This window comes from Serratia sp. CY47444 (assembly GCF_052168635.1).
Classification (GTDB): domain Bacteria; phylum Pseudomonadota; class Gammaproteobacteria; order Enterobacterales; family Enterobacteriaceae; genus Serratia; species Serratia bockelmannii.
The window spans coordinates 1-19,605 of the sequence record NZ_JBJNMH010000026.1 but is presented as its reverse complement, the minus strand read 5'-3'; the positions used below and the strand labels follow the sequence as shown (position 1 = coordinate 19,605).

The window sequence follows — 19,605 nt, the reverse complement described above, 5'->3', positions numbered from 1 at the left end:
CCGCCAACCTTTAACTTATTTATAATCAGTAGTAATCCAATTTAAAACGAATGGCGGAGCGGTAATCCCCTGCGCGCAATACCTGGCTGTTAGCTACCAGCTGCATTGAATAATTCAAGCGATAATCTTTTGTCAGGGTATTTTCTATTGACATCGGCACCCCAGGGTAAATATCTGTGCCGATACTGTCGGCAATGCGTAACGCCACGCCACGGGCATCGCCGATGACGCCGAAGTTTTTTCCTTCCGCATTACCGTCAAATATCATCCGGAAATGCTGGCGCCCAGAATTAGCGGAATTATCACCCGACAACCCACAGTTCACTAATTTCAGCGTAAAGGAACGGGTTAGCCCGTGCCCATCGCGGGTAATTTGTTCCACCGGCAAAGTTTTCATGTCGATGGTTTGATCACGGCTGGCCGACTCAATGGCGCAGGCCGCGTTGACAATAGCGCCTTCCATATTGACTCTTCCCCAGCCAATAACCGAAGCCGTTGCCGGCATCGCCTGGGCCGTAAAAATCGCGACCAATAGGGAAGGCGCCACTACATTTTTGCCAATCAGGGCCATAGAGATTATCCCTTGCAAACAGGAATCCATTCTGGGGAAAAGCATGCGGGCTACCCCGCATGCTGGCATTATTCAGATAAAGCGCTTATTGATAGTTCAGCGCGAAGTTAACCACGCTGGTGAATGCACCCGGAACGATAGTATCCAAAGCGCCACCATTACCTTTCAGGAAGGCGGTGAATTTCAGATCTGCTGTTTCCTGGCCCGCTTTAATACCCTGACCTGCGGTCGCCTTGCCCAACTCAATCACGGCATTACCGTTTTCGTCATCGGTCATAACGATACTCGCCCCTTTAGCAGTGCTGCCGCTGCCAAACCCGATCATTTTATTATCGTTACCGGCCGCGCCACCAGGCTGACCGGTGAAGGTGGTCTGCACTGTCTTCTGTGTGGCGCTGGTGCAGTCTTGCAGCTTAATGGTAACCGGCTGTTTTAATTGAGACTCACGGCCGTCCTTCAGGCTCAGGTTGGAGATTTGCCCCATTTCAACAGTTTGATCGATATCGCCCGGAGCGATAGAGCATGGTGCATCGATGATTTCACCGTTGAAAGTGACGGTACCGCTACCCTGATTCGCAGCCTGGGCCATCATAGAAGAAGCGCCGAAGGCCAATACCGCTGCAATCATAATTTTGTTCAGTTTCATAGAGATTCCTTACATTCCTTAGTAAGTAGTGGAGAAGAATTAAATCCTTAAGTCACGCATGCAATGCAGCAGTTTTATTCCTGAGATTTCTGAGCATTGTCTCCGTGGCTAATACGCTGCGTTTCCGCGCCCCGTATCAGTGGAAACAAATTTACACTTAGCGCCTTCCATTTGAAACGTTATGTCGCAAAAATACAAAAACACAGGATTATTATCGATAAAATAATAATTAAATAGATTAAAATCACGATAAATAGGATTTAATTATCAGTATTTATATTAAAAAACTTGTAAGCAGATAAACATTTCATTTCAATTACACGAATAAAGAGAAAAATCCTATTGCCCTGCAACTCAAGGGATTGAAAAAAGTACACAGAGGTCTCAGAATAATCTCTCGACAGGAAAGTTGACGGGTAAATAAAATGATTTTCATTATAAATGAGAGCATCCTCTATAACGAGGAGGAAGGCACATTGATGCATGTCGATAATGCCAGCAATAAAATAGCTTTACTGAAGCCGACCAGCAGACTGCTTTCGTTGTTCATCAAGAATAATAATAAGCTGTTGTTGCGAGAGAGGTTGCTTAATGATGTTTGGGTCGATTATGGGCTGAAAGCCTCCAACAATAACTTAAACAATTACGTTTCCGGGTTACGTAAATCACTGGCGCAGTTTGGCGCCGAGGAGATTATCGTCACCTATCCACGTCAGGGGTTTAAATTTATTGCTCGAAACATTCATGAAGCGAATGAAAATAAGGTGGAAATATATAGAGAAGAAAAGCACCGTGAAACGGAAATAGCGTCTACGCCGCCCCCCGGGACTTCTCCCCCCAGCATCCGACGAGCATTACAACGCTTAATAATGATTGCCGCTGCCTGTCTGGTGCCTTTTGCCATCATTGTGCTGTATCAAAACAGCACGCGTATCAGCGTTTATCCACTTGGGAATTACCAAAGCTGCCAGGTGTACAGTATGACTTTAGGTGGAGGAAGCCTGGAGAACATCAAGCAGGTGATACAACAGGCGGGCTTCAATTGCCGTACGCGGGCCGACGTCTATTATTACGCTAACATTCTTAATGAGAGCACTAACCAGGATGAACAGCAGGTCACCTACTGCCCGCGTACCGGTAACAGCCCTTGCATCAATAATTATATAGCCGGCAATCAACCTTAATCTTTTCGCTCTTGATACCCAGGGTCAGAGACAACATCGGCCCCCCGGTAATTCTGGGGGGGACCGTTATGCGCCAGTCACGCAGACAAAAAGCGGCGAATGGTTATCAGTAAACAGATAGTGATGCCGATCGATACGCTCGATGCGCATATGCAACTGCTGCCCGGCGATAGGCAACCGGCGATTCATATCCTCGCGAACGACAGAGTCCTGCGGCTTGCGGGTATTTTTCGTTACCCACATGGTGTAGTTGCTGCCGCGACGCTGGTAACTCATTTCCACGGAGCGATCGACCACATAACGTGTATCACCATCAAAAAAACTGCCGCTCATCAACATAGTGAGCTGTCGCGCGCCCTCAGGCACGATGCTCACCAGCAGCACACGCTCCATCGCCGCATCTTTATCCTGATTATGCACCCGCATCGACGCCCGGCATTCCGGCACCTGCGGCATAGCGAACAGCACATAAGCGGCGACGCAACAGCAGGCCAGCGCCGCAAAGACTAACAGCGCGTAACGGTAATGCCATATCCGGTTATTTTTCCAGACTTTCATAGTAGTTCTCGCATTGCGCTTTGCCCGCCGCCATCGCCGTCTGCGGACAATAAAAGAAGTAAGAAGATCGCACGCGTTCTGCGCTGCCTGGTACCACCGACTGGCTGTCGTAATAAAGCAGCGTCGCCGGTTCACTACAGTGAATATGATTTCGTTTATCCAGCAACGTTTGCAAGTGCGCCAAATCCGCCTTGCCGGAACCGGTCTTATGATAAGAAGCGATGAACTTCACCTCACAGCTGCCGATGTTGCCTACGCTTACCGTGCTGATCGGCGCATAGCCGGCGTCCTGCCAGGCCCACAGACCGCTCCCCGCCGCCAACAGCAGCAACGCGGCCAACCCGAGGCGCTTAAATCGCTGCGCTCGCAGCGGCTTGGTCGGCAAGGCGCTTTCTGCAGCCGCCGGGATCGGCATCTCCGACGAACTCTCCGACAGGCTGTCCGTCGTCTTCAACGAAGTGGCGGTAAACATAAATCCCTGGCGCGGCAGCGTGACGATAATCTCGTCCTCGCCCAGGGCGGCGAACATCTTGCGCAGGATGGAAATGGTGTTATTGAGGTTATTGCCGGAGGCCACCTGGCCGTGCGCTTCCCATACCTGCGTCAGCAGGGTATCGCGGGAGAGCACCAGGTTATTGTTTCTGACCAATGTGGACAGCAGGCGGTTCAGGGTGGCGGTGAGCGGTTGAGGCGGTAGCTCAGCATTGATATCCACCAACTCTGATCTATCTTCATGATATTTAATCTTATTATTAATTATGTATCTCATTATTCCCCGCTCAAAAAACTAATTAATAATAATTAGCCCTTGTTAAACATGAGAATAGTAGCACACGGCGCGAGTTAAGAAAATTCCTAGAGAAACGCATAAAAAGCTAAATAATCATAAATATAAGAAATAACATTGTGCTGTCTCACAGGGTGCCAAACATTTAACTGATGATTATCTATTTCTTATCATGTCGACATTAAAATGCCGCCCGGAAAATACTGGGCGGCACGAGAAGTCGCTATTTTCACTAGGCTTAACGCAACAAGGCTTACTCTTTTAAACGCCGCAGTTGCCTACCCTGCCAGCCACCGAACAGCCACTGGCCGGCTATCGCGCCGAGCAACGCGCAGAACATATCGGACTGCGTGTCCCACGGGTCGCCCTGGGTGCCGAGAAACTCGTCGGCGCCCTGGCCCAGCGCCAGTGCCGCCCACCACTCGATCAACTCATACACCGCGCTGATCGCCAGCGCGATGCAGCACACCACGAAGCCCAGCATCTTGCGGCCCTGCACATAACCGCCGCGCAGCAGGATCTCGCGCGCCGCCAGCGCCGGCACCAATCCCTGGAAGAAATGCCCCAGTTTGTCGTACGGGTTGCGGCCAAGATCCAGCCACTGCTGCACCTCAAAGCCCAGCGGCACGCGAGCATAGCTGTACATGCCGCCGAAAATCAGGATCAGCGCATGGAAGAAAATCAGCGTGTAGAGCAGCGGCGTCAGCGGATAACGGCGATGGGTCAGCCACAGCAACGGCAAAACAATCAATACCGGCGCCACCTCCATCAACCAGGTGGTGCGATCGTAGGGGCTGATGCCGCTGTGGATCAGCGCGGCCAGCAGCAGCAGGGTAATAACGGACAACAACAACGGTGTGCGTGAGGCAGGCATAACCCACGTTCCTTCGGATCAATAAGGCAATCCACACTTTATACCGCAGATCGCACGGCGAAAAAAAAAACAGGCGGAGCGTCGCCGCTTCGCCTGTTCGAGGGGGTTTACCCTGCGCGGGATTATTTCAGCGCTACGCGGATCACGTCGTCCGGCGCGGTCGCTTCTTTCTCGCGGCTGGAAGCCTGCTTGACGCTAACGTACAGCGTCTGGCCGTCCGGCGACAGCGCCAGGCTGTTCGGGTGGGTTGGCGTCTTGATGGTGTTCAGCACCTTGTAGCTCTTGGCGTCGATCACGCTCACTTCACCCGCCTGGCGATGGGTCACGTAAACTTCATTGCGCGCCGGGTTGAACAGCACCGCCAGCGATTCCGGCACGTCGATCTTGCTCAGGATGTTGCCGCTGCGGGTATCCACCACCAGCACCTGTGGCTGCTTGGAATCGGTGATGAACGCGCGATGGGTGGCGGTATCCAGGCTGATGTTCAGGAAGAAGTGCTCTTTGGACTCATCCAGCTTCTTGCGCGACAGCACCTTGTTGCTCTGGGTATCGATGGTCACCAGCTCGCCGTCGGCGTTAGTGACGTACAGGCGCTTGGCGGCGGCGTCCAGCGCCAGGCCGGTGCCGTATTTGCCGGTGTCGGTCACGGTGGCACGCAGGGTCAGATCCTTGCCGTCCACCACCCACACCACGCTGGATTCACCCAGCCCGGTAATGTACAGGGTATCGCTGTCGGCATCCGCCACCAGCTCGCGCGGCGCCAGCGGCTTGACGGTCTCGGAACGCTGGCGCGCGTCCAGCACCAGGCGGCCTTTCACGTCGCCGGTCTTGGCGTCGATGGCGGTCACCGAGTTATTGACCGTGTTGCCGAAGAACAGCGTGCCGGTTTTAGCGTTGACGGCGGCGCCAAACGGCTTGATGTCGTTATGAATAATCTGGGTCACGTCCAGCGTGGTCGGGTCCAGGCGGTAAACGATGCCACCCTTGTCCAGCTTGCGGCTCTGCGACGTCGCCAGGTAGAGCGCGTTCTCGCTCGGGCTGTAGGCCATTTCATAGGCGCCCTTGCCGACCGGTTTGCGCAGCACTTCCGGCGCGGTCTGCGCCAGCAACGAGTTGGAGAACAGCAGTGTGGACAGCAGCATCAGCGGAAATGCCGCACGTTTTCCCTTGGTGATCAAAGCATTCATCGAAATCTCCTTATAGAGCCAACGGGGCAGCCGAGCGGCCGCCCTCTCATCGTTATTAAAATCAGGCTTTCTCTTCGGAAAGCAGCGCCCACCAGCTGTCGATGGTCGGGTTGCGCGCCAGCGCGATAAAGTCGATGTCGCCGCGGATCTTGCGCCAGCGGGTCGCCAGCTCCATGATGCGCACCGAATCCAGACCGTAATCGATCAGGTTCTCATCGTTGCCCATGTCTTCGCTGTCTTCGTCCAGCAGCGGCAGGATCTGCTGACGCAGCGCGTCGATGCTGGCGATGCCGGCCGCCGGCAGCAGAGACGCGGTGGTCACCACCCGGCCGCAGCGGCCGGCGGTATAGCGCAGCGCCATCAGGTGTTCGTCGCGCGAGAAGTCCGCCAGGCCGTCGGCCACCATGAACGGCTGGATGTTGCGCATGAAGGCGTCGATGGCGGTGGTCAGGCAGCCGATGTGCGCATACACGCCGCAGATGATCAGCTGATCGCGGCCGGACTCCTGCAGGATCTCCTGCAGCGGCGAGCGGTGGAAGGCGCTGTAGCGCCATTTCACCAGCACCGTGTCGTCTTCGTCCGGCGCCAGCGCGGCGGTCACCGCCTGCTGCTCGGGGTGTTTGTTCAGGCCCGGCCCCCACATGTCGTTCAACAGCGCACGGTCTTCATCGCTCTGCTGGTTCGGCTGCGCGGTATAGAACACCGGAATGCCCTGCTGTTTGCAGTAGCGGCGCAGGTTGGCGATGTTCTCCACCACCTGTTTGATCAGCGCGCTGTCTTCGCCCCAGAAATTGAGGAAATACTGCTGCATATCGTGGATCAGCAGCGCGGCGCGCTGCGGTTCTACCTGCCAGGTGACTTTATTTTGCGGCAGTTCGTCCGCCGTCGGCAGCGCGTAGTCATTAAGTTTTGGAATGGCCATCGATTAATCTCCCTGAGCCTGAGTCTGTAGTTGCTCGTCGAGCTGCTGACGCAGCCGTTTTTTGTCCACTTTGCCGACCGGAGTCAGCGGCAGGCTGTCCACCTGAATAAAGCGATCCGGCAGTTTGAAGTCCGCCACGCCCTGTTCGCGCAGGTGGCGGCGCAGCACCACCGACTTCAGCGGCGCGTTGGCGATGATATAAGCGCAGCTCTTCTCCCCCATCAGCGCGTCCGGCATCGACACCAGCGCAGCGTTGATCACGTCCGGATGACGCAGCAGCAGGTTCTCGATCTCCTCGGCGGCGATCTTCTCCCCGCCGCGGTTGATCTGGTCTTTTTGCCGCCCCTGCACGGTGATGTAACCGTCTTCGCTGATGCTGATCAGATCGCCGGAGCAGTAGAAACCGTCAGCGTCGAAGGCGTCGGCGTTGTGCGCCGGGCTCTGGTAGTAACCGCGGAAGGTATAAGGCCCGCGCGTCATCAACCGGCCGACCTCGCCCGCCGGCAACGGATTGCCGTCGTCATCCGCCACCCATACTTCGTCATCCGGCGACATCGGCCGCCCTTGCGTCGTCAGGATGTGGCGCTCGTCGTCGTCCAGCCGGGTGTAGTTCACCAGCCCTTCCGCCATGCCGAACACCTGCTGCAGTTGGCAGCCGATTTCGTTCTGAATACGCGCCGCCAGCGTTTCGCCCAGCTTGGCGCCGCCCACCTGCAGCAGTTTCAGGCTGGCGAGCTGGGCATTGCCGCCCCACTCTTCGATCGCCTGCAGCCACAGCGTGACCGCCGGCGGCACCAGCGCCGTCACGTTGATTTGGTGCTGTTCGATCAGGCGGAAGCACTGCCCGGCGTCCGGATCGGCGGCGAACACCACCAGCCCCGCGCCATAAAACACGCCCAACACGCCTGGCGAGCTCATCGGGTAGTTGTGCGCCACCGGCAGCGCGCACAGATAGCGGGTCTGCGCGTCGAAACGGCAGATCTCCACGCTGCGGCGAATGCTGTAGTAGTAGTCATTGTGGGTACGCGGGATCAGCTTCGGCGTACCGGTGCTGCCGCCGGAAAGCTGGAAGAACGCCACCTGATCGGCCGCAGAAGGCTGCGCGACGAAACCGTCGCTGGCTTCGTCCAGCCAGGCGGCCAGCGCCAGCTCACCCTCAGGCTGGCTGCGCAGTGCCACAACCCGCAACGAAGGATGCGCATCGCGGAAGGCGTTCAGGAATTGATCGTCGGCAAACAGCCCGTGCTGGCGATCGGCGATCAGCAGCGCCGGTTTGATCTGCTCGGCATAGGCATTCAGCTCGCTGCGCTGATGGCTGAACAGCGCGTTGACCGGCGCCACGCCAATTTTCAGCAGCGCGAAGAACACGATATAGAACTCCGCCACGTTGCCCAGTTGGACCAACGCGGTGTCGCCGGATTTCACGCCGCGGCGCAGCAGAGCGGCCGCCAGACGATCGGAACGCAGCTGCAGCTCGCGGTAGGTCAGGCTGCCCTGGGCGTCGATAATCGCCGGGGCGTCGTTGTTGGCCTGGCGGTCGAGGATCTCGGTCAGCGGCTTGTCAGTCCAGTAGCCGCGTTCGCGATAGCGGCTGGCGAACTCCGCCGGCCAGGGGGTAAAGGCAATGCTCATCTTGTCGTTATCCTTGATTCATACCAAAGGCACGCAGAATAGTGCTGAGTTTGGTGCCTGTTTCATGCCATTCAGATTCGGGTGAAGAGTCTTCCACGATGCCGGCGCCGGCGAACAGCCGTACCCGGTTGCCGTCAACGGTGCCGCAGCGGATAGTCACAACCCACTCGCCGTTGCCTTCGTCGTCGCACCAGCCGACGATGCCGCCGAACAGGCCGCGATCGAACGGCTCCAGCTTGCCGATCAGGGCGTGCGCCTCGGCCGTCGGCATGCCACACAGCGCCGGCGTTGGGTGCAGCAGGCAGGCCAGCGACAGGGCATTTTCGTCTGGAGACGCTGCCTCGCCGTCGATCGGCGTGGAGAGATGCCACAGCGTCGTGGTAGTCAACAATTCAGGGGTGTGCGGCACGTTCAGGTAGCGGCAGCGGCCGGCCAGCACGTCACGCATGCTTTCGGTGACGATGCGATGCTCGTGGCGATCTTTCGCCGAGGCCATCAGACGCTCCCCCACTTCGCGATCGCGCTGCGGGTCGGCCTCGCGCCGGGCGGAACCGGCCAGCGGGTTGGAATAGAAACGGCCGCCGTCCTGGCGCAGCAGCAGCTCCGGGCTGGCGCCCAACAGCGCGCCCTGCTCCAGCGGCACATGGAAATGGAAACCGTGCGGGTTCTGAGCAATCACGCGCGCCATCAGCGCATGGCGATCCACCGGCTGGCGCGTTTCGATCTCCAGCAGGCGCGACAAGACCACTTTATCCAGCTCACCGGCCTTCATCGCGTCGACGGCGTCGCTGACCATCTTCATAAACGGCTGCTGCGGCGGCAGCTCCGTCACGCCGGCCAGTTCAGGGCCGTTCGCCGGCGGCCGAACGCCAGCCATAAAAGCGGCGCGATCGAACCAGCGGCTCTGCTGCGGAATAAACAGCGCCGAAGGCTGCCGGGTATCGAACGGGATGGCGCCGCACAGCAGCGGTTTTTTGATGCCGGCCTGACGGGCTTCGGCAAACGCCTGCCGTACGCTGCGCTGGAACTCGCCGTTCAGATCGGCGCCGTCCGCGGCCGGCAGGCGAATGCGGCTGAAACAACCGGTGGTGGTCAAGCTGCGGAAAGGGGAGGTAAAGAAGAAGCCCGACGCCGGAGAAAAATCAGCGGCGAACCGGTGTTCTTCGCGCTCCTGCATTTCCTTTCGATTGATGTCGTTCACGGCAGTATCCATCGCTTCGCCCTCATCTTTTGAAGTGATAACCAATATAATAATGATTATCATTTGAGTTAATTCCGCGCTAAATTACTCGCCGATATTTGCTATGTCAATAAACGTAAGCACTTCTTTCATTTCGAAATCATGACATAAACGCTGTGGGTTTTACGCATGCCGATGATAAGCATTGCTATTTGATCCCACAGCGTTGTCTTAACGCGTTCGACTACTTTTCTGTGGCGGGCTGCGGCTCCGGTTTGTGCAACGTCACCTGGCGCAAACCGGTCATGGCGAACAGCAACAGGATGCCGAGCAGCGCGGCGCCGAAGCCGAAACCGCTGGCGCTCATCGCCGGCAGCATGAAGGCGCCCATCGCCCCCAACAGCAACGCGCCCAGCGCATCGCCCACCACGTTTTGCGCCGTCCACAGGCCGTTGATGCGGCCGAGGAAATTGTCCGGCGTCAGGCTCTGGATCAGGCCGTATTGCAGCAGCGAGTTCAGCGCGCTCAGGTAGCCGAACGCCACCAGGCACAGCAACGCCAGGCTGTACCACGGCATCAGGCCGAACAGGCCAATGGCGGCGAATGCTGCGATCGCCGTCAGCAGCATCACCCAGCCGGGGCGCGCCACGTGCGCCACGCGCCCGCTGGTAAACGCGCCGATGGCCGCGCCGAGCGGCACGGCGGCGTACATATAGCCGAGGTGGGCAGCGTCGATGTGCCAGCTTTCCGCCATCGCCGGGTACAGTACGCGCACCGCGCTGGCCATGGTCAGCAGCGCGCCGATCAGCGCCACCATGCCGATCACCTTGTTCTGGAACAGGAAGGCGAAGCCGCCCGCCAGCGCGCGCAGCGGGTGTTCACGCGGCTGCGGTGGCGGCATCAGCTGCGGCAGGCTCAGCAACGGCAGCAGCGTCAGCAGGGTGCCGAACGCCGCCAGGCCATAGTTCCAGGCAATGCCCATATGGGCGATCACCAGGCCGCCAATCGCCGGGGAAAGAATCGAGCCGAAGCGCACCGTCAGCATGCTGATGGCGCCCGCCTGCACGATGTTTTCGCGGCCCACCAGCGCCGGCGTGGCCGCCAGCAGCGCCGTCACCCCCACCGCGCCGAAGAAACCGTCCCACACCGCCAACAGATAAATGGCCGCCAGTGAAGGCGACGGCAACAGGGCATTGAGGCACAGGCCGACGAAGCCGACGCCGCAGGTGGAACGTGCGAACAGGATTAGCCGGCGCCGCTCATAGCGATCGGCCAATACGCCTCCCATCAGCAGCCCGGCGAACATGCCACCGCCGGCCAGCGTCACCGCCAACCCGACCTGCAGGGTGGAACCGGTCAGCGCCTGGATCTGCACCGGGATGGCGATCGCCATCAACCCCAGCGCCACAATGGAGATAAAGCGCGCGCAGAACACCGCGCGGAAAGCCCGGTTAGTTTTCAACAGGCTGAAATCAAGCAGGATGGAGGGTTTGCTACTCATCGGTTGTTCACCACATCTTTAAACGGGGATTCTGCAATTGCGGAGCGCTATGCTAGCACAGATGACGAAATCAATAATGATAATAAAAATCATTGATATTCAATTGTGAGCAACCGCAAGAAACGCCGCCACACGCGGGGTAATCCCCGTGCCTGGCGGCGAGATGACGGGCGCGATCACAGCGTGCGCAAGATCCGGTTCAGCAGCGGCCCCAGCACTTTGAACGACGCCGGCGAAACGATATCGACATGCGCGCAGTCCAGCTCGTGCGCCTGCAGCGCATCGACGTACTGCGACCAGGTCTGCTGCACGTCCATCCCTTCCTGCAGCGTGCGTTTGGCGACGAACAGCGTCGCCTGGCCGTGGAAGCGAGCGGTACGCGTGTGCGACAGCAACCGCACCGAATCGGCGTAGTTGGCTTCGATGTTGTCGAACATCGCCGTGCGCGTCTCGCCCAGCGCCGGATCGAGCGTATCCTGCGACACCGCCAGAAACTGCTCGCGCTCGCGCTGCACTTCCTTCAACACGTTGTCGTCCAGCATCACGTCCCAGTTTTGGGTCTCCGGCGGATAAGTATCCAGCAGGCCGAGGAACGCCACCTCTTCGCCGCGCGCCTGCAGCCGGGCGGCGATGCCCTGGGCCAGCGTGCCGCCCAGCGAGTAGCCGATGAAGTGGTACGGCCCGTGCGGCTGGACCTGCAACACCGTCTGCAGGTGGGCATCCACCACCTGATCCATATCTTCGCTCAGCGCCAGCGGGCCGTCCGGCCGCGGTGACTGAATACCGACCAGCGACCAGTGCTGATCGAGATAGCGTGGCAATACGCTGAACTGCCAGGAGAAACCGGACGCCGGGTGCAGACAGAACAGCGTCGGCCCCTCGGTGACGCGCAGCGGCAATACGCTGTCGAAGCCGCTGCGATCGGCCTCTTCCTGCGTGCGATCTTCCGCCAGCAAGACAGCCAGTTGCTCGACGCGCGACGCCACCATCACCTGGCCGACGGACACCGCCTTGCCCAGATCGCGGCGCAGCTCCGCCGCCAGCCGCATCGCCAGCAGCGAATGGCCACCGAGCGCGAAGAAGTCGTCATCGGCGAACACCTGCTCGCGCTGCAGCAAACGGGCGAACACCGCCGCGATCTCGCTTTCCAGCCCGGCCTGCGGCGGCCGTCCTGCCTTGCGCTCACCGCCCTGCGGCTGCGGCAAGGCCTTGCGATCCAGCTTGCCGTTGGCGCTCAGCGGCAAATCACTCATTTCCACCAGCGCCACCGGTACCATGTGCGGCGGCAGACGGTCGGCCAGCGCTGCGCGCAGGGCTTGCGCATCCCAGCTCGCGCCAGGCTGCATCACCAGATAGCCCACCAGCTGGCGCGCATCGCCGCCGGCATCCACCGGCGTGCCCTGCAGCACCAGCGCGTGCGTCACCGCCTGGCGCACGCCCGGCAGCGACAGCAAGGCGTGGTCGATTTCACTCAGCTCGATACGCTGCCCGCGGATCTTCAGCTGATCGTCGCTGCGGCCCAAATATTCCACCGTGCCGTCCGGCAGCCAGCGCGCCACGTCGCCGGTGCGGTACATGCGCCCGCCCTCGCCGAACGGATCGGCGACAAAGCGGCTGGCGGTCAGATCCGGCCGGCCCAGGTAGCCGTGCGCCAACTGCACGCCGGTCAGATACAGATCGCCCGCCACGCCCGGCGGCACCGGCCGCAGGCGCGCGTCAAGAATGCGCAGCCCGGTGTTCCATACCGGCAGACCGATCGGCACGTTGGCGCCGGTCACTTTCGCCAGTGCGTCGCCGTAAGCCGGATGCCAGGTCACGTCCACCGCCGCTTCGGTCGGGCCGTAGAGGTTATGCAACGGCACCGCCGTGCGGCTTTGCCACAGACGGCACAGCTCTGCCGGCAGCGCTTCGCCGCTGCAGAACACCTGGCGCAGCGCGGCGCAGTTCGCCACCGCCGCGTCGTCGTCCAGTGCGGCCACGAAAGCCGCCAGCATCGACGGCACGAAGTGCATCGTGGTAATGCGGTGTTGTGCGATCAGCTGTTGCAGCTGCTGCGGATCGCGATGCGCCTCCGGCGGCGCCATCACCAGCCGGGCGCCGACCATCAGCGGCCAGAAGAATTCCCACACCGAGACGTCGAAACTGCACGGCGTTTTCTGCAGCACCGCGTCGTCCGCCCCCAGCGGATACTGGTGTTGCATCCACAGTAGGCGGTTGACGATCGCCTGATGGCCGACCAGCACGCCTTTCGGGCGCCCGGTGGAGCCGGAGGTAAAGATGATATAGGCCGCATGGTCCGGCGTCGGGCCCGCGATCGCCACCCCGGCGGCGTGATCGGCCGCCAGCGGCGCGTCATACAGCAAGATTTCGCCCTTGTCGGCGAAACGCGCCTGCTGCGCCGGGTTAGTGATGACCAGCCGGGGCGCGGCGTCTTCCAGCATCATCGCCAGCCGCTCGTCCGGATAACCGGTGTCCAGCGGCAGATAGGCGGCGCCCGCTTCCACGATCGCCATCAACGCCAGCGACAGGAACACCGAACGCGGCAGCGCCACCGCCACGATGTCGCCCGGCCGCACGCCCTGCGCCACCAGCTCGCGCGCCAGCGCCATAACCTGCTCCCGCGTTTCGCGGTAGGTAAAGCTGAAATGCGCATCCGCCAGCGCCGGTGCGTCCGGCGTGGTTTGCGCCTGCTGCGCCAGCAACTGGCTCAGCGTGGTCGCCGGCACCGGGTGCGCCGTGTCGTTGACCCGCGCCAGCAGCGCGTGATCGTCGGCGGTCAGCATATCGGCTTCGCCGATCGGCAACGTTGCCTGCGCGGCGAACTGCGCCAGCAGCAGCGGCAACCGCTGCAGGTGCGCCTGCAGTTCCTGGCGGCTGTAACGCTCGGCGTTGGCCAGCAGCTCCACCTTCAGCTGATGGTGTTCGTCGATAAACAGCGCAATCTCCAGATCGCGCACCGGCCCGGAGGCCAGATCGTGGGTAATGCCTTCGATACCGGCGAAATCCAGCTGGTAATCGAACATTTTGAAGTTGAAGACCGTGCCGTACAGCGGTTCGCCGTCGCCGATGCGGCCCAGATCGCGCTGCACCTGTTCGGCGTCGTAGCGCTGATGGCGGCGCACCGTTTTCAGCTCGCGGCTGATGCGGGTGGCAGCCTCATACAGCGTGGCCTGCGGCTCGAGGTGCATCTCCATCGGCAACACGTTGATCACCGGGCCGGCAGCGCACAGGGCGGCCGATCCGGTGCGGCGCATAAAGATAAAACCGGCGCTGAAGCTCGGTTGGCCGCTCAGGCGCGATACCCACAGCGCCACCAGCGCCACCGCCATATCGGCGGCGTTCAGCTTCTGCTGTGCGCCACACTGCACCAGTTCGGCGAAGGCCTGCGGATCGCAGCGCTGTTCCAATCGATGGATGCGCGGCGTGGGCGTTTGCCCAGCCAGCGGCTGCGGGCAGAGCGTGGCCGGCGGCGGCAACTGCCGCGCTTTTTCGAGCCAGAAATCGGCGTCGCGTTGCCAGGCCGGCGCCTGCCGGTAAGCCTGGTATTCCGCCACCACGTCGCTGAACGCCGTAAATGGCGTCGGCTCCAGCGCGTCGCCGCGGCAAAGGTGGGTATAAATCGCCGCCACACGGCGAGCGATGGCGGTGAAGCTGAAACCGTCCACCAGCAGATGGTGATAGCGCTGATACCAGAACCAGCGATCGTCCGCCAGGCGCATCACCACATGGCGATACAGCGGTGCGCCGCTGCCGGCGCGCAGATCGCTCGCCAGATCGATGTCCATCAGCGCACGCGCGGCGGCTTCAGGGTCCGGCGACGTCGTCAGATCGACAAGTTCCGGCTCGTGCACCGCCAGCGCGTCGTCTAGCCATTGCACCGGCACGCCGTCGCGTTCCGCAAAACGCAGGCGCAGCATGTCCACCTCGTTCAGGCCCTGGATGATGGCCTGCAGCAGAGGCTCCACGGCAACAGGGCCGTTGAGTTCGATGGCATGTGCGACCGCGTAGGCATTGCGATGCGGGGAGATTTGATCGGCGACCCAAATGCCGGGTTGCGCCGCGACCAACGGCCATTCGCCCGCAAGCGCCGGGCCGCTGAGAGAGTTAGGGGTGTGTGACACTGCTTATTGCTCCCGTGATTACCTGGCGCCGGTCACGCCTCGCGTGCTGCGACCGGCAGAATGTCTTGCCAATGCTGCTCCAGCCATTCGGCGCACGCGGTGCGCGCCGCCGGGCCGAAGACGATCGTCCATTCGGACGGAATGGCGCGGAAATCCGGCCACAAACTGTATTGTTGTTGTACGTTGCGCAGCACCAGGCTGCGCTGCTGTTGATCATCGAACGGATTCAGGCTTTCCACCATGTGTTCCTCGTGCCGTTGCCGTCGCCGATGCCGGATAAGCGGTGGCGAAAGCGGAAGCCCAGACCGCCTGCAGCCCATCGGTCAGGCCGCTGCGCCAACACAGCGCGTCGTGCCCGCCTTCCACCACCCGGTAGTGCACCCGATGGCCGGCGTCACTCAGGCGTGCCGCCATTTCACCGCTGACCCGATGCACCAGTTTTTCCTGCGAACCGGCTTCCATAAATACCTTCAGCGCGCCGTGATTGCCCAAGCCGTGCCGTTCTACCTGTTGCAGCAACCAGCAGGCGTCGTCGGGAATGCTCGGCAGCTGCAGCATGTCGCGCCGCGGCCACCAGTAGGAACCGGACTGGGTGATCACCGCGCCGAAGCGCTGCGGCCAGCGCAGCCCGGCATACAGGGAAGCCAGGCCGCCAAAGCTTTGCCCCGCCACCACCGTGTCGGCCGGTTTGTCGCTGTGCGGCGCCCAGTCGGCCAGCTGTGGCATCAGTTCTTCCTGCACCGCCAGCCAGAAGTCGTCCTTGCAGGTCAGTTCGCGCGACCGATGCGGCAGATCGATGATGTCGATCAGCACATACACCGCTTCCGGCAATGCCCCTTCGCGGGTCAGCTGCATCAGCGGCTCCCAAACCGGCATCTGCTTCGCCCAGAACTGGCCGTCGAGCAGGATCGCGAGCGGGCGCTCGGCCGGCTTGCTGTCGCCGGTGGTGTAGATCCAGACGTCGCGGCTGTTGCCCAGGCGCTCGCTCTGCCAGGTATGGCGCTGCAAACGCGCCGGCAGCGGCGGCGTGCAGCGCCCGCTGGCGATCTCATATTCGTCGAACGAGCGCCATACCGGCTGCGGCGGCGCATCCGGCATGTGCAGGCCGGAGACGCTGTGGCCGCTGGCGCTTTGCCAGGAGCGATAAGGGTTGAGCAGATCGGGCGTGGCGCTGGCAAACACCTGGTGCCACCAGTGGCGCAGGTTGTGCATGTTGGCGTGCGCATCGTCGCCGCTGAACGCCGGCGGCCGCTCGTCAAAGCAGGGGATAAAGCAGTAGCTGCCGCGCCAGGCGCCGCTCAGCTCGGTCTGCCAGTACCACACGTCGGTACCGGCCAAACGCTGCAGGCTTTGCGGCGGATTCGGCTGGTGATGGTCGGTCAGGCAGTTAATGTTGATCCACACGCGACGGTAGGCGGAGGTCAATTCGCATCCCTGAGGATCGCGCCAGAAAAAGGTGGTTCGCCACCGGCCGTTACCCGCCGGTTCTACCCATGGCGTACCGCGCCGTGCCACCGTCAACCACCACCCTGGACTGCCCGCATTGCTGCTGGCCAATAATCTGCTGCTTTCTGACTGTAGTTCTGTATTCACAACGCCTACCCATTTTGTAGTTGGCGGCACCGGGAACGTCGACTTTTCCCTATCGCCGGCCACCGCCCGAACGCACTGTACGCCAAATACTATTGATAATAATTTGCATTTGCAATAGTGTGTAAGGCTTGGAGATCGTGCTGGTATTGCGCGCAACGGACAGGGATCGGGGATACATCAATGGCATCCCTTGCCGCAGCCGATTTTCTATTTCCGACTACACAAAAACTACAACCGCCCTTCCCCCCGTTCGGCGAGGGATGGCAGCAAGGTAGGACACTCAAATGAAAAGCAAGCTATCACGTTATTCTTTAGCCACTCTTATCGGCTTGGGATTGGGCGCGTCCGCGTTCGCCAACGCCGCGCAGCAGACCGACACCCCCACCACGGAAGAAAACAGCGGCACAGCGGATAAAAAGCCGCGCGGCGAAGACACCATCGTCGTGACCGCCGCCCGGCAGAACCTGCAGGCGCCGGGGGTGTCCACCATCACCGCCGAAGAGATCAAAAAACGCCCGCCGGCGCGCGACATCAGCGAACTGATCCGCACCATGCCCGGGGTTAACCTGACCGGCAACTCCACCAGCGGCCAGCGCGGCAACAACCGCCAGATCGATATCCGCGGTATGGGCCCGGAAAACACCCTGATTCTGATCGACGGCAAACCGGCCTCCAGCCGCAACTCGGTGCGTCAGGGCTGGCGCGGCGAGCGCGACTCGCGCGGCGATACCGCCTGGGTGCCGCCGGAAATGATCGAGCGCATCGAAGTGCTGCGCGGCCCTGCCGCAGCGCGCTACGGCAACGGCGCCGCGGGCGGCGTGGTCAACATCATCACCAAGAAGGCCGGTGATGCGCTGCACGGCTCGCTGAACGGTTACTTCAACGTGCCGCAGCACAAGCAGGAAGGCGCCACCAAGCGCACCGACTTCAGCCTGTCCGGCCCGCTGAGCGATTCCCTGAGCTTCCGCCTGTTCGGCGGCTACAGCAAAACGCAGGCCGACGCCTGGGACATTAACGAATCGCATAAGTCGTACCGCGCACCAGGCTACGCCGATAGCAGACCTGCCGGGCGCGAAGGGGTGGTCGATAAAAACATCGACGCCTTGCTGCACTGGGACTTCGCTCATCTGCAGTCGCTGGAGTTCGAGTACGCCTATGGCCGCCAGGGCAACCTGTACGCCGGCGATACCCAGAACACCAACTCCAGTCCGCTGGTACAGAGCAACTACGGCAAAGAGACCAACCGCATCTACCGTGAGACCTTCGGCCTGACCCACCGCGGCACCTGGGACAACGGCGTGAGCACCAACAACTACGTGCAGTTCGAGCGCACCCGCAACACCCGCTTAAGTGAAGGGTTAGCCGGGGGAACCGAAGGTCAACCAAATGGCGGTTTTACAACCACCAAACTGGATGACTTTCTGGCGCACAGCGAAGTCAGCGTGCCGTTTGAGCTGGGCGTTTCACAGACCGCCACGCTGGGTACCGAGTGGACCCAACAGCGGATGAAAGACGGCACGTCCACCAGCCAAACGCTGATGGGCGGCACTATTCCCGGCATGGGCAACGGCACGCGCAGCCCTTACGCTTCCGCGCATATCTTCTCGCTGTTCGCCGAAGACAACATCGAGCTGACCGACACCACCATGCTGACGCCGGGTCTGCGTTACGATCTGCATTCAGAATCCGGCAACAACTGGAGCCCGGCGCTGAACCTGTCGCAGGAACTGGGCGACTACTTCACGCTGAAAATGGGCATCGCCCGTTCTTACAAGGCGCCGACCCTGTTCCAGACCAACGGCAACTACCTGCTGTACAGTAAAGGTCAAGGTTGCGCAGCCGGTGATACCACCAATGGATGCTACCTGCTCGGCAACGACGATCTGAAGGCGGAAACCAGCGTCAATAAAGAGGTCGGGGTGGAGTTCCATAACGAAGGCTGGCTGGCCGGCGTGACCTACTTCCGTAACGATTACCACAACAAGATTGAAGCGGGCACTTCTCGCATCGCCACCAGCAGTAAAGGTACAGCCGTCTACCAATGGGAGAACGTACCGAAGGCGGTGGTGCAAGGGCTGGAGGGCTCATTGAACGTGCCGGTCAGCGAGACCGTCACCTGGAGCAACAACGCCACTTACATGATCGAGAACAAGAACAAGACCACCGGCGATTACCTGTCGGTGATCCCGAAGTTCACCGTCAACTCGACCCTCAGCTGGCAGGCCACGCAGGATCTGTCGATGCAGTCCACCCTGACCTGGTACGGCCGTCAGAAGCCGAAGAAGTACAACTACCAGGGTAAACCGGCCACCGGCGGCGAAACCCATGAGGTCAGCCCTTACGCCGTCGTCGGCGCCAGCGCGACCTATGATCTGACCAAAAACGTCAGCCTCACCGCCGGCATCGATAACCTGTTCGACAAGCGCCAGTTCCGCGCCGGCAATGCGCAGAACGTGGGCAATCCGAACACCGGCGCGATCAACATCGCCGGCGCGGGCGCGGCCACCTACAACGAACCGGGCCGTACCTACTACATGAGCATCAACACCCACTTCTGATGACATGACCCAACGACAAAGGGGGGCTCAGCACCCCTTGAGGTAAATGACAAAGCGGATGACGTTGCCGGGCTTTCATTAGGCGACAGATAGAAAACAAGGAAAATCAATTCATTGATTTTCGGCTGATAACCACAAAGGAGGAAAAACCACGCTTTTTCCTCCTTTGTCAGTGACTAGTCCTGATATAGGTTGACACTTTTCAACCGGATAACGCCCGATGAACCTCATCGGGCGTTTTGTATTTCAGCGACAAGTGCGGCCGCCGCGTGTTGTAGAGGTTCACCGACT

The 19,605-nt window shown here is 60.4% G+C and carries 15 protein-coding genes; 2 read left to right on the top strand and 13 right to left on the bottom strand.

Annotated features, from left to right (window positions below; all coding sequences use genetic code 11):
• Positions 1-25: 25 nt before the first annotated feature.
• Both ACJ8IL_RS23040 and ACJ8IL_RS23035 read right to left on the bottom strand, forming a co-directional pair.
• A complete protein-coding gene (locus tag ACJ8IL_RS23040; RefSeq protein WP_147823587.1) occupies positions 26-571 on the bottom strand; it encodes a fimbrial protein in 546 nt (181 codons plus the stop codon).
• Positions 572-656: 85 nt separating this feature from the next.
• Complete coding sequence (locus ACJ8IL_RS23035; RefSeq protein WP_147823588.1) at positions 657-1,217, bottom strand: fimbrial protein; 561 nt, start codon at positions 1,215-1,217, stop codon at positions 657-659.
• 479 nt (positions 1,218-1,696) lie between these two features.
• Here ACJ8IL_RS23035 and ACJ8IL_RS23030 point away from each other — a divergent pair, with 479 nt between their 5' ends.
• Entirely contained in the window at positions 1,697-2,401 is a 705-nt protein-coding gene (locus ACJ8IL_RS23030; RefSeq protein WP_442516873.1) for a winged helix-turn-helix domain-containing protein, read from the top strand.
• A 66-nt stretch (positions 2,402-2,467) separates the two neighbouring features.
• Here the strand turns inward: ACJ8IL_RS23030 and ACJ8IL_RS23025 are convergent, their stop codons facing one another.
• The 11 genes from ACJ8IL_RS23025 to fes all read right to left on the bottom strand — a co-directional run bounded on the left by ACJ8IL_RS23025 (position 2,468) and on the right by fes (position 16,756).
• Positions 2,468-2,959 (bottom strand): hypothetical protein, encoded by a 492-nt coding sequence (locus tag ACJ8IL_RS23025; RefSeq protein WP_197781681.1) that lies wholly within the window; start codon positions 2,957-2,959, stop codon positions 2,468-2,470.
• A complete protein-coding gene (locus ACJ8IL_RS23020) occupies positions 2,940-3,674 on the bottom strand; it encodes a winged helix-turn-helix domain-containing protein (RefSeq protein ID WP_230201419.1) in 735 nt (244 codons plus the stop codon). The genes ACJ8IL_RS23025 and ACJ8IL_RS23020 overlap by 20 nt, the downstream gene beginning before the upstream one ends.
• A 325-nt stretch (positions 3,675-3,999) precedes the next feature.
• On the bottom strand, positions 4,000-4,620 hold the full coding sequence (locus tag ACJ8IL_RS23015) for a DUF2238 domain-containing protein (RefSeq protein WP_049204134.1): 621 nt from the start codon (positions 4,618-4,620) through the stop codon (positions 4,000-4,002).
• Between the two features lie 122 nt (positions 4,621-4,742).
• Positions 4,743-5,807 carry a 7-bladed beta-propeller protein YncE gene (yncE, locus tag ACJ8IL_RS23010; RefSeq protein ID WP_060433936.1) on the bottom strand — a complete coding sequence of 355 codons (1,065 nt, stop codon included), beginning with the start codon at positions 5,805-5,807 and terminating at the stop codon, positions 4,743-4,745.
• Between the two features lie 61 nt (positions 5,808-5,868).
• Entirely contained in the window at positions 5,869-6,729 is an 861-nt protein-coding gene (locus ACJ8IL_RS23005) for an isochorismatase (protein ID WP_004930014.1), read from the bottom strand.
• Positions 6,730-6,732: 3 nt separating this feature from the next.
• A complete protein-coding gene (locus ACJ8IL_RS23000) occupies positions 6,733-8,361 on the bottom strand; it encodes a (2,3-dihydroxybenzoyl)adenylate synthase (RefSeq protein WP_442516872.1) in 1,629 nt (542 codons plus the stop codon).
• A gap of 7 nt (positions 8,362-8,368) precedes the next feature.
• Positions 8,369-9,574, bottom strand: coding sequence for an isochorismate synthase (locus ACJ8IL_RS22995; protein ID WP_048325772.1), 1,206 nt, complete (start codon positions 9,572-9,574; stop codon positions 8,369-8,371).
• Positions 9,575-9,785: 211 nt separating this feature from the next.
• Positions 9,786-11,042 (bottom strand): enterobactin transporter EntS, encoded by a 1,257-nt coding sequence (entS, locus tag ACJ8IL_RS22990; RefSeq protein ID WP_060448269.1) that lies wholly within the window; start codon positions 11,040-11,042, stop codon positions 9,786-9,788.
• A gap of 176 nt (positions 11,043-11,218) precedes the next feature.
• Positions 11,219-15,163: an enterobactin synthase subunit F gene (locus ACJ8IL_RS22985; protein WP_442516871.1), complete on the bottom strand. Its 3,945-nt coding sequence runs from the start codon at positions 15,161-15,163 to the stop codon at positions 11,219-11,221.
• Positions 15,164-15,195: 32 nt separating this feature from the next.
• Positions 15,196-15,402 carry an MbtH family protein gene (locus ACJ8IL_RS22980; protein ID WP_048325765.1) on the bottom strand — a complete coding sequence of 69 codons (207 nt, stop codon included), beginning with the start codon at positions 15,400-15,402 and terminating at the stop codon, positions 15,196-15,198.
• Positions 15,377-16,756 (bottom strand): enterochelin esterase, encoded by a 1,380-nt coding sequence (gene fes / locus ACJ8IL_RS22975; RefSeq protein ID WP_141971567.1) that lies wholly within the window; start codon positions 16,754-16,756, stop codon positions 15,377-15,379. Before fes ends, ACJ8IL_RS22980 begins: the two co-directional genes overlap by 26 nt.
• 284 nt (positions 16,757-17,040) lie before the next feature.
• Between fes and ACJ8IL_RS22970 the strand changes: the two genes are divergently transcribed.
• Positions 17,041-19,314, top strand: a complete 2,274-nt coding sequence (locus ACJ8IL_RS22970; RefSeq protein ID WP_197781685.1) for a TonB-dependent siderophore receptor — start codon at positions 17,041-17,043, stop codon at positions 19,312-19,314.
• Positions 19,315-19,605 lie beyond the last annotated feature (291 nt).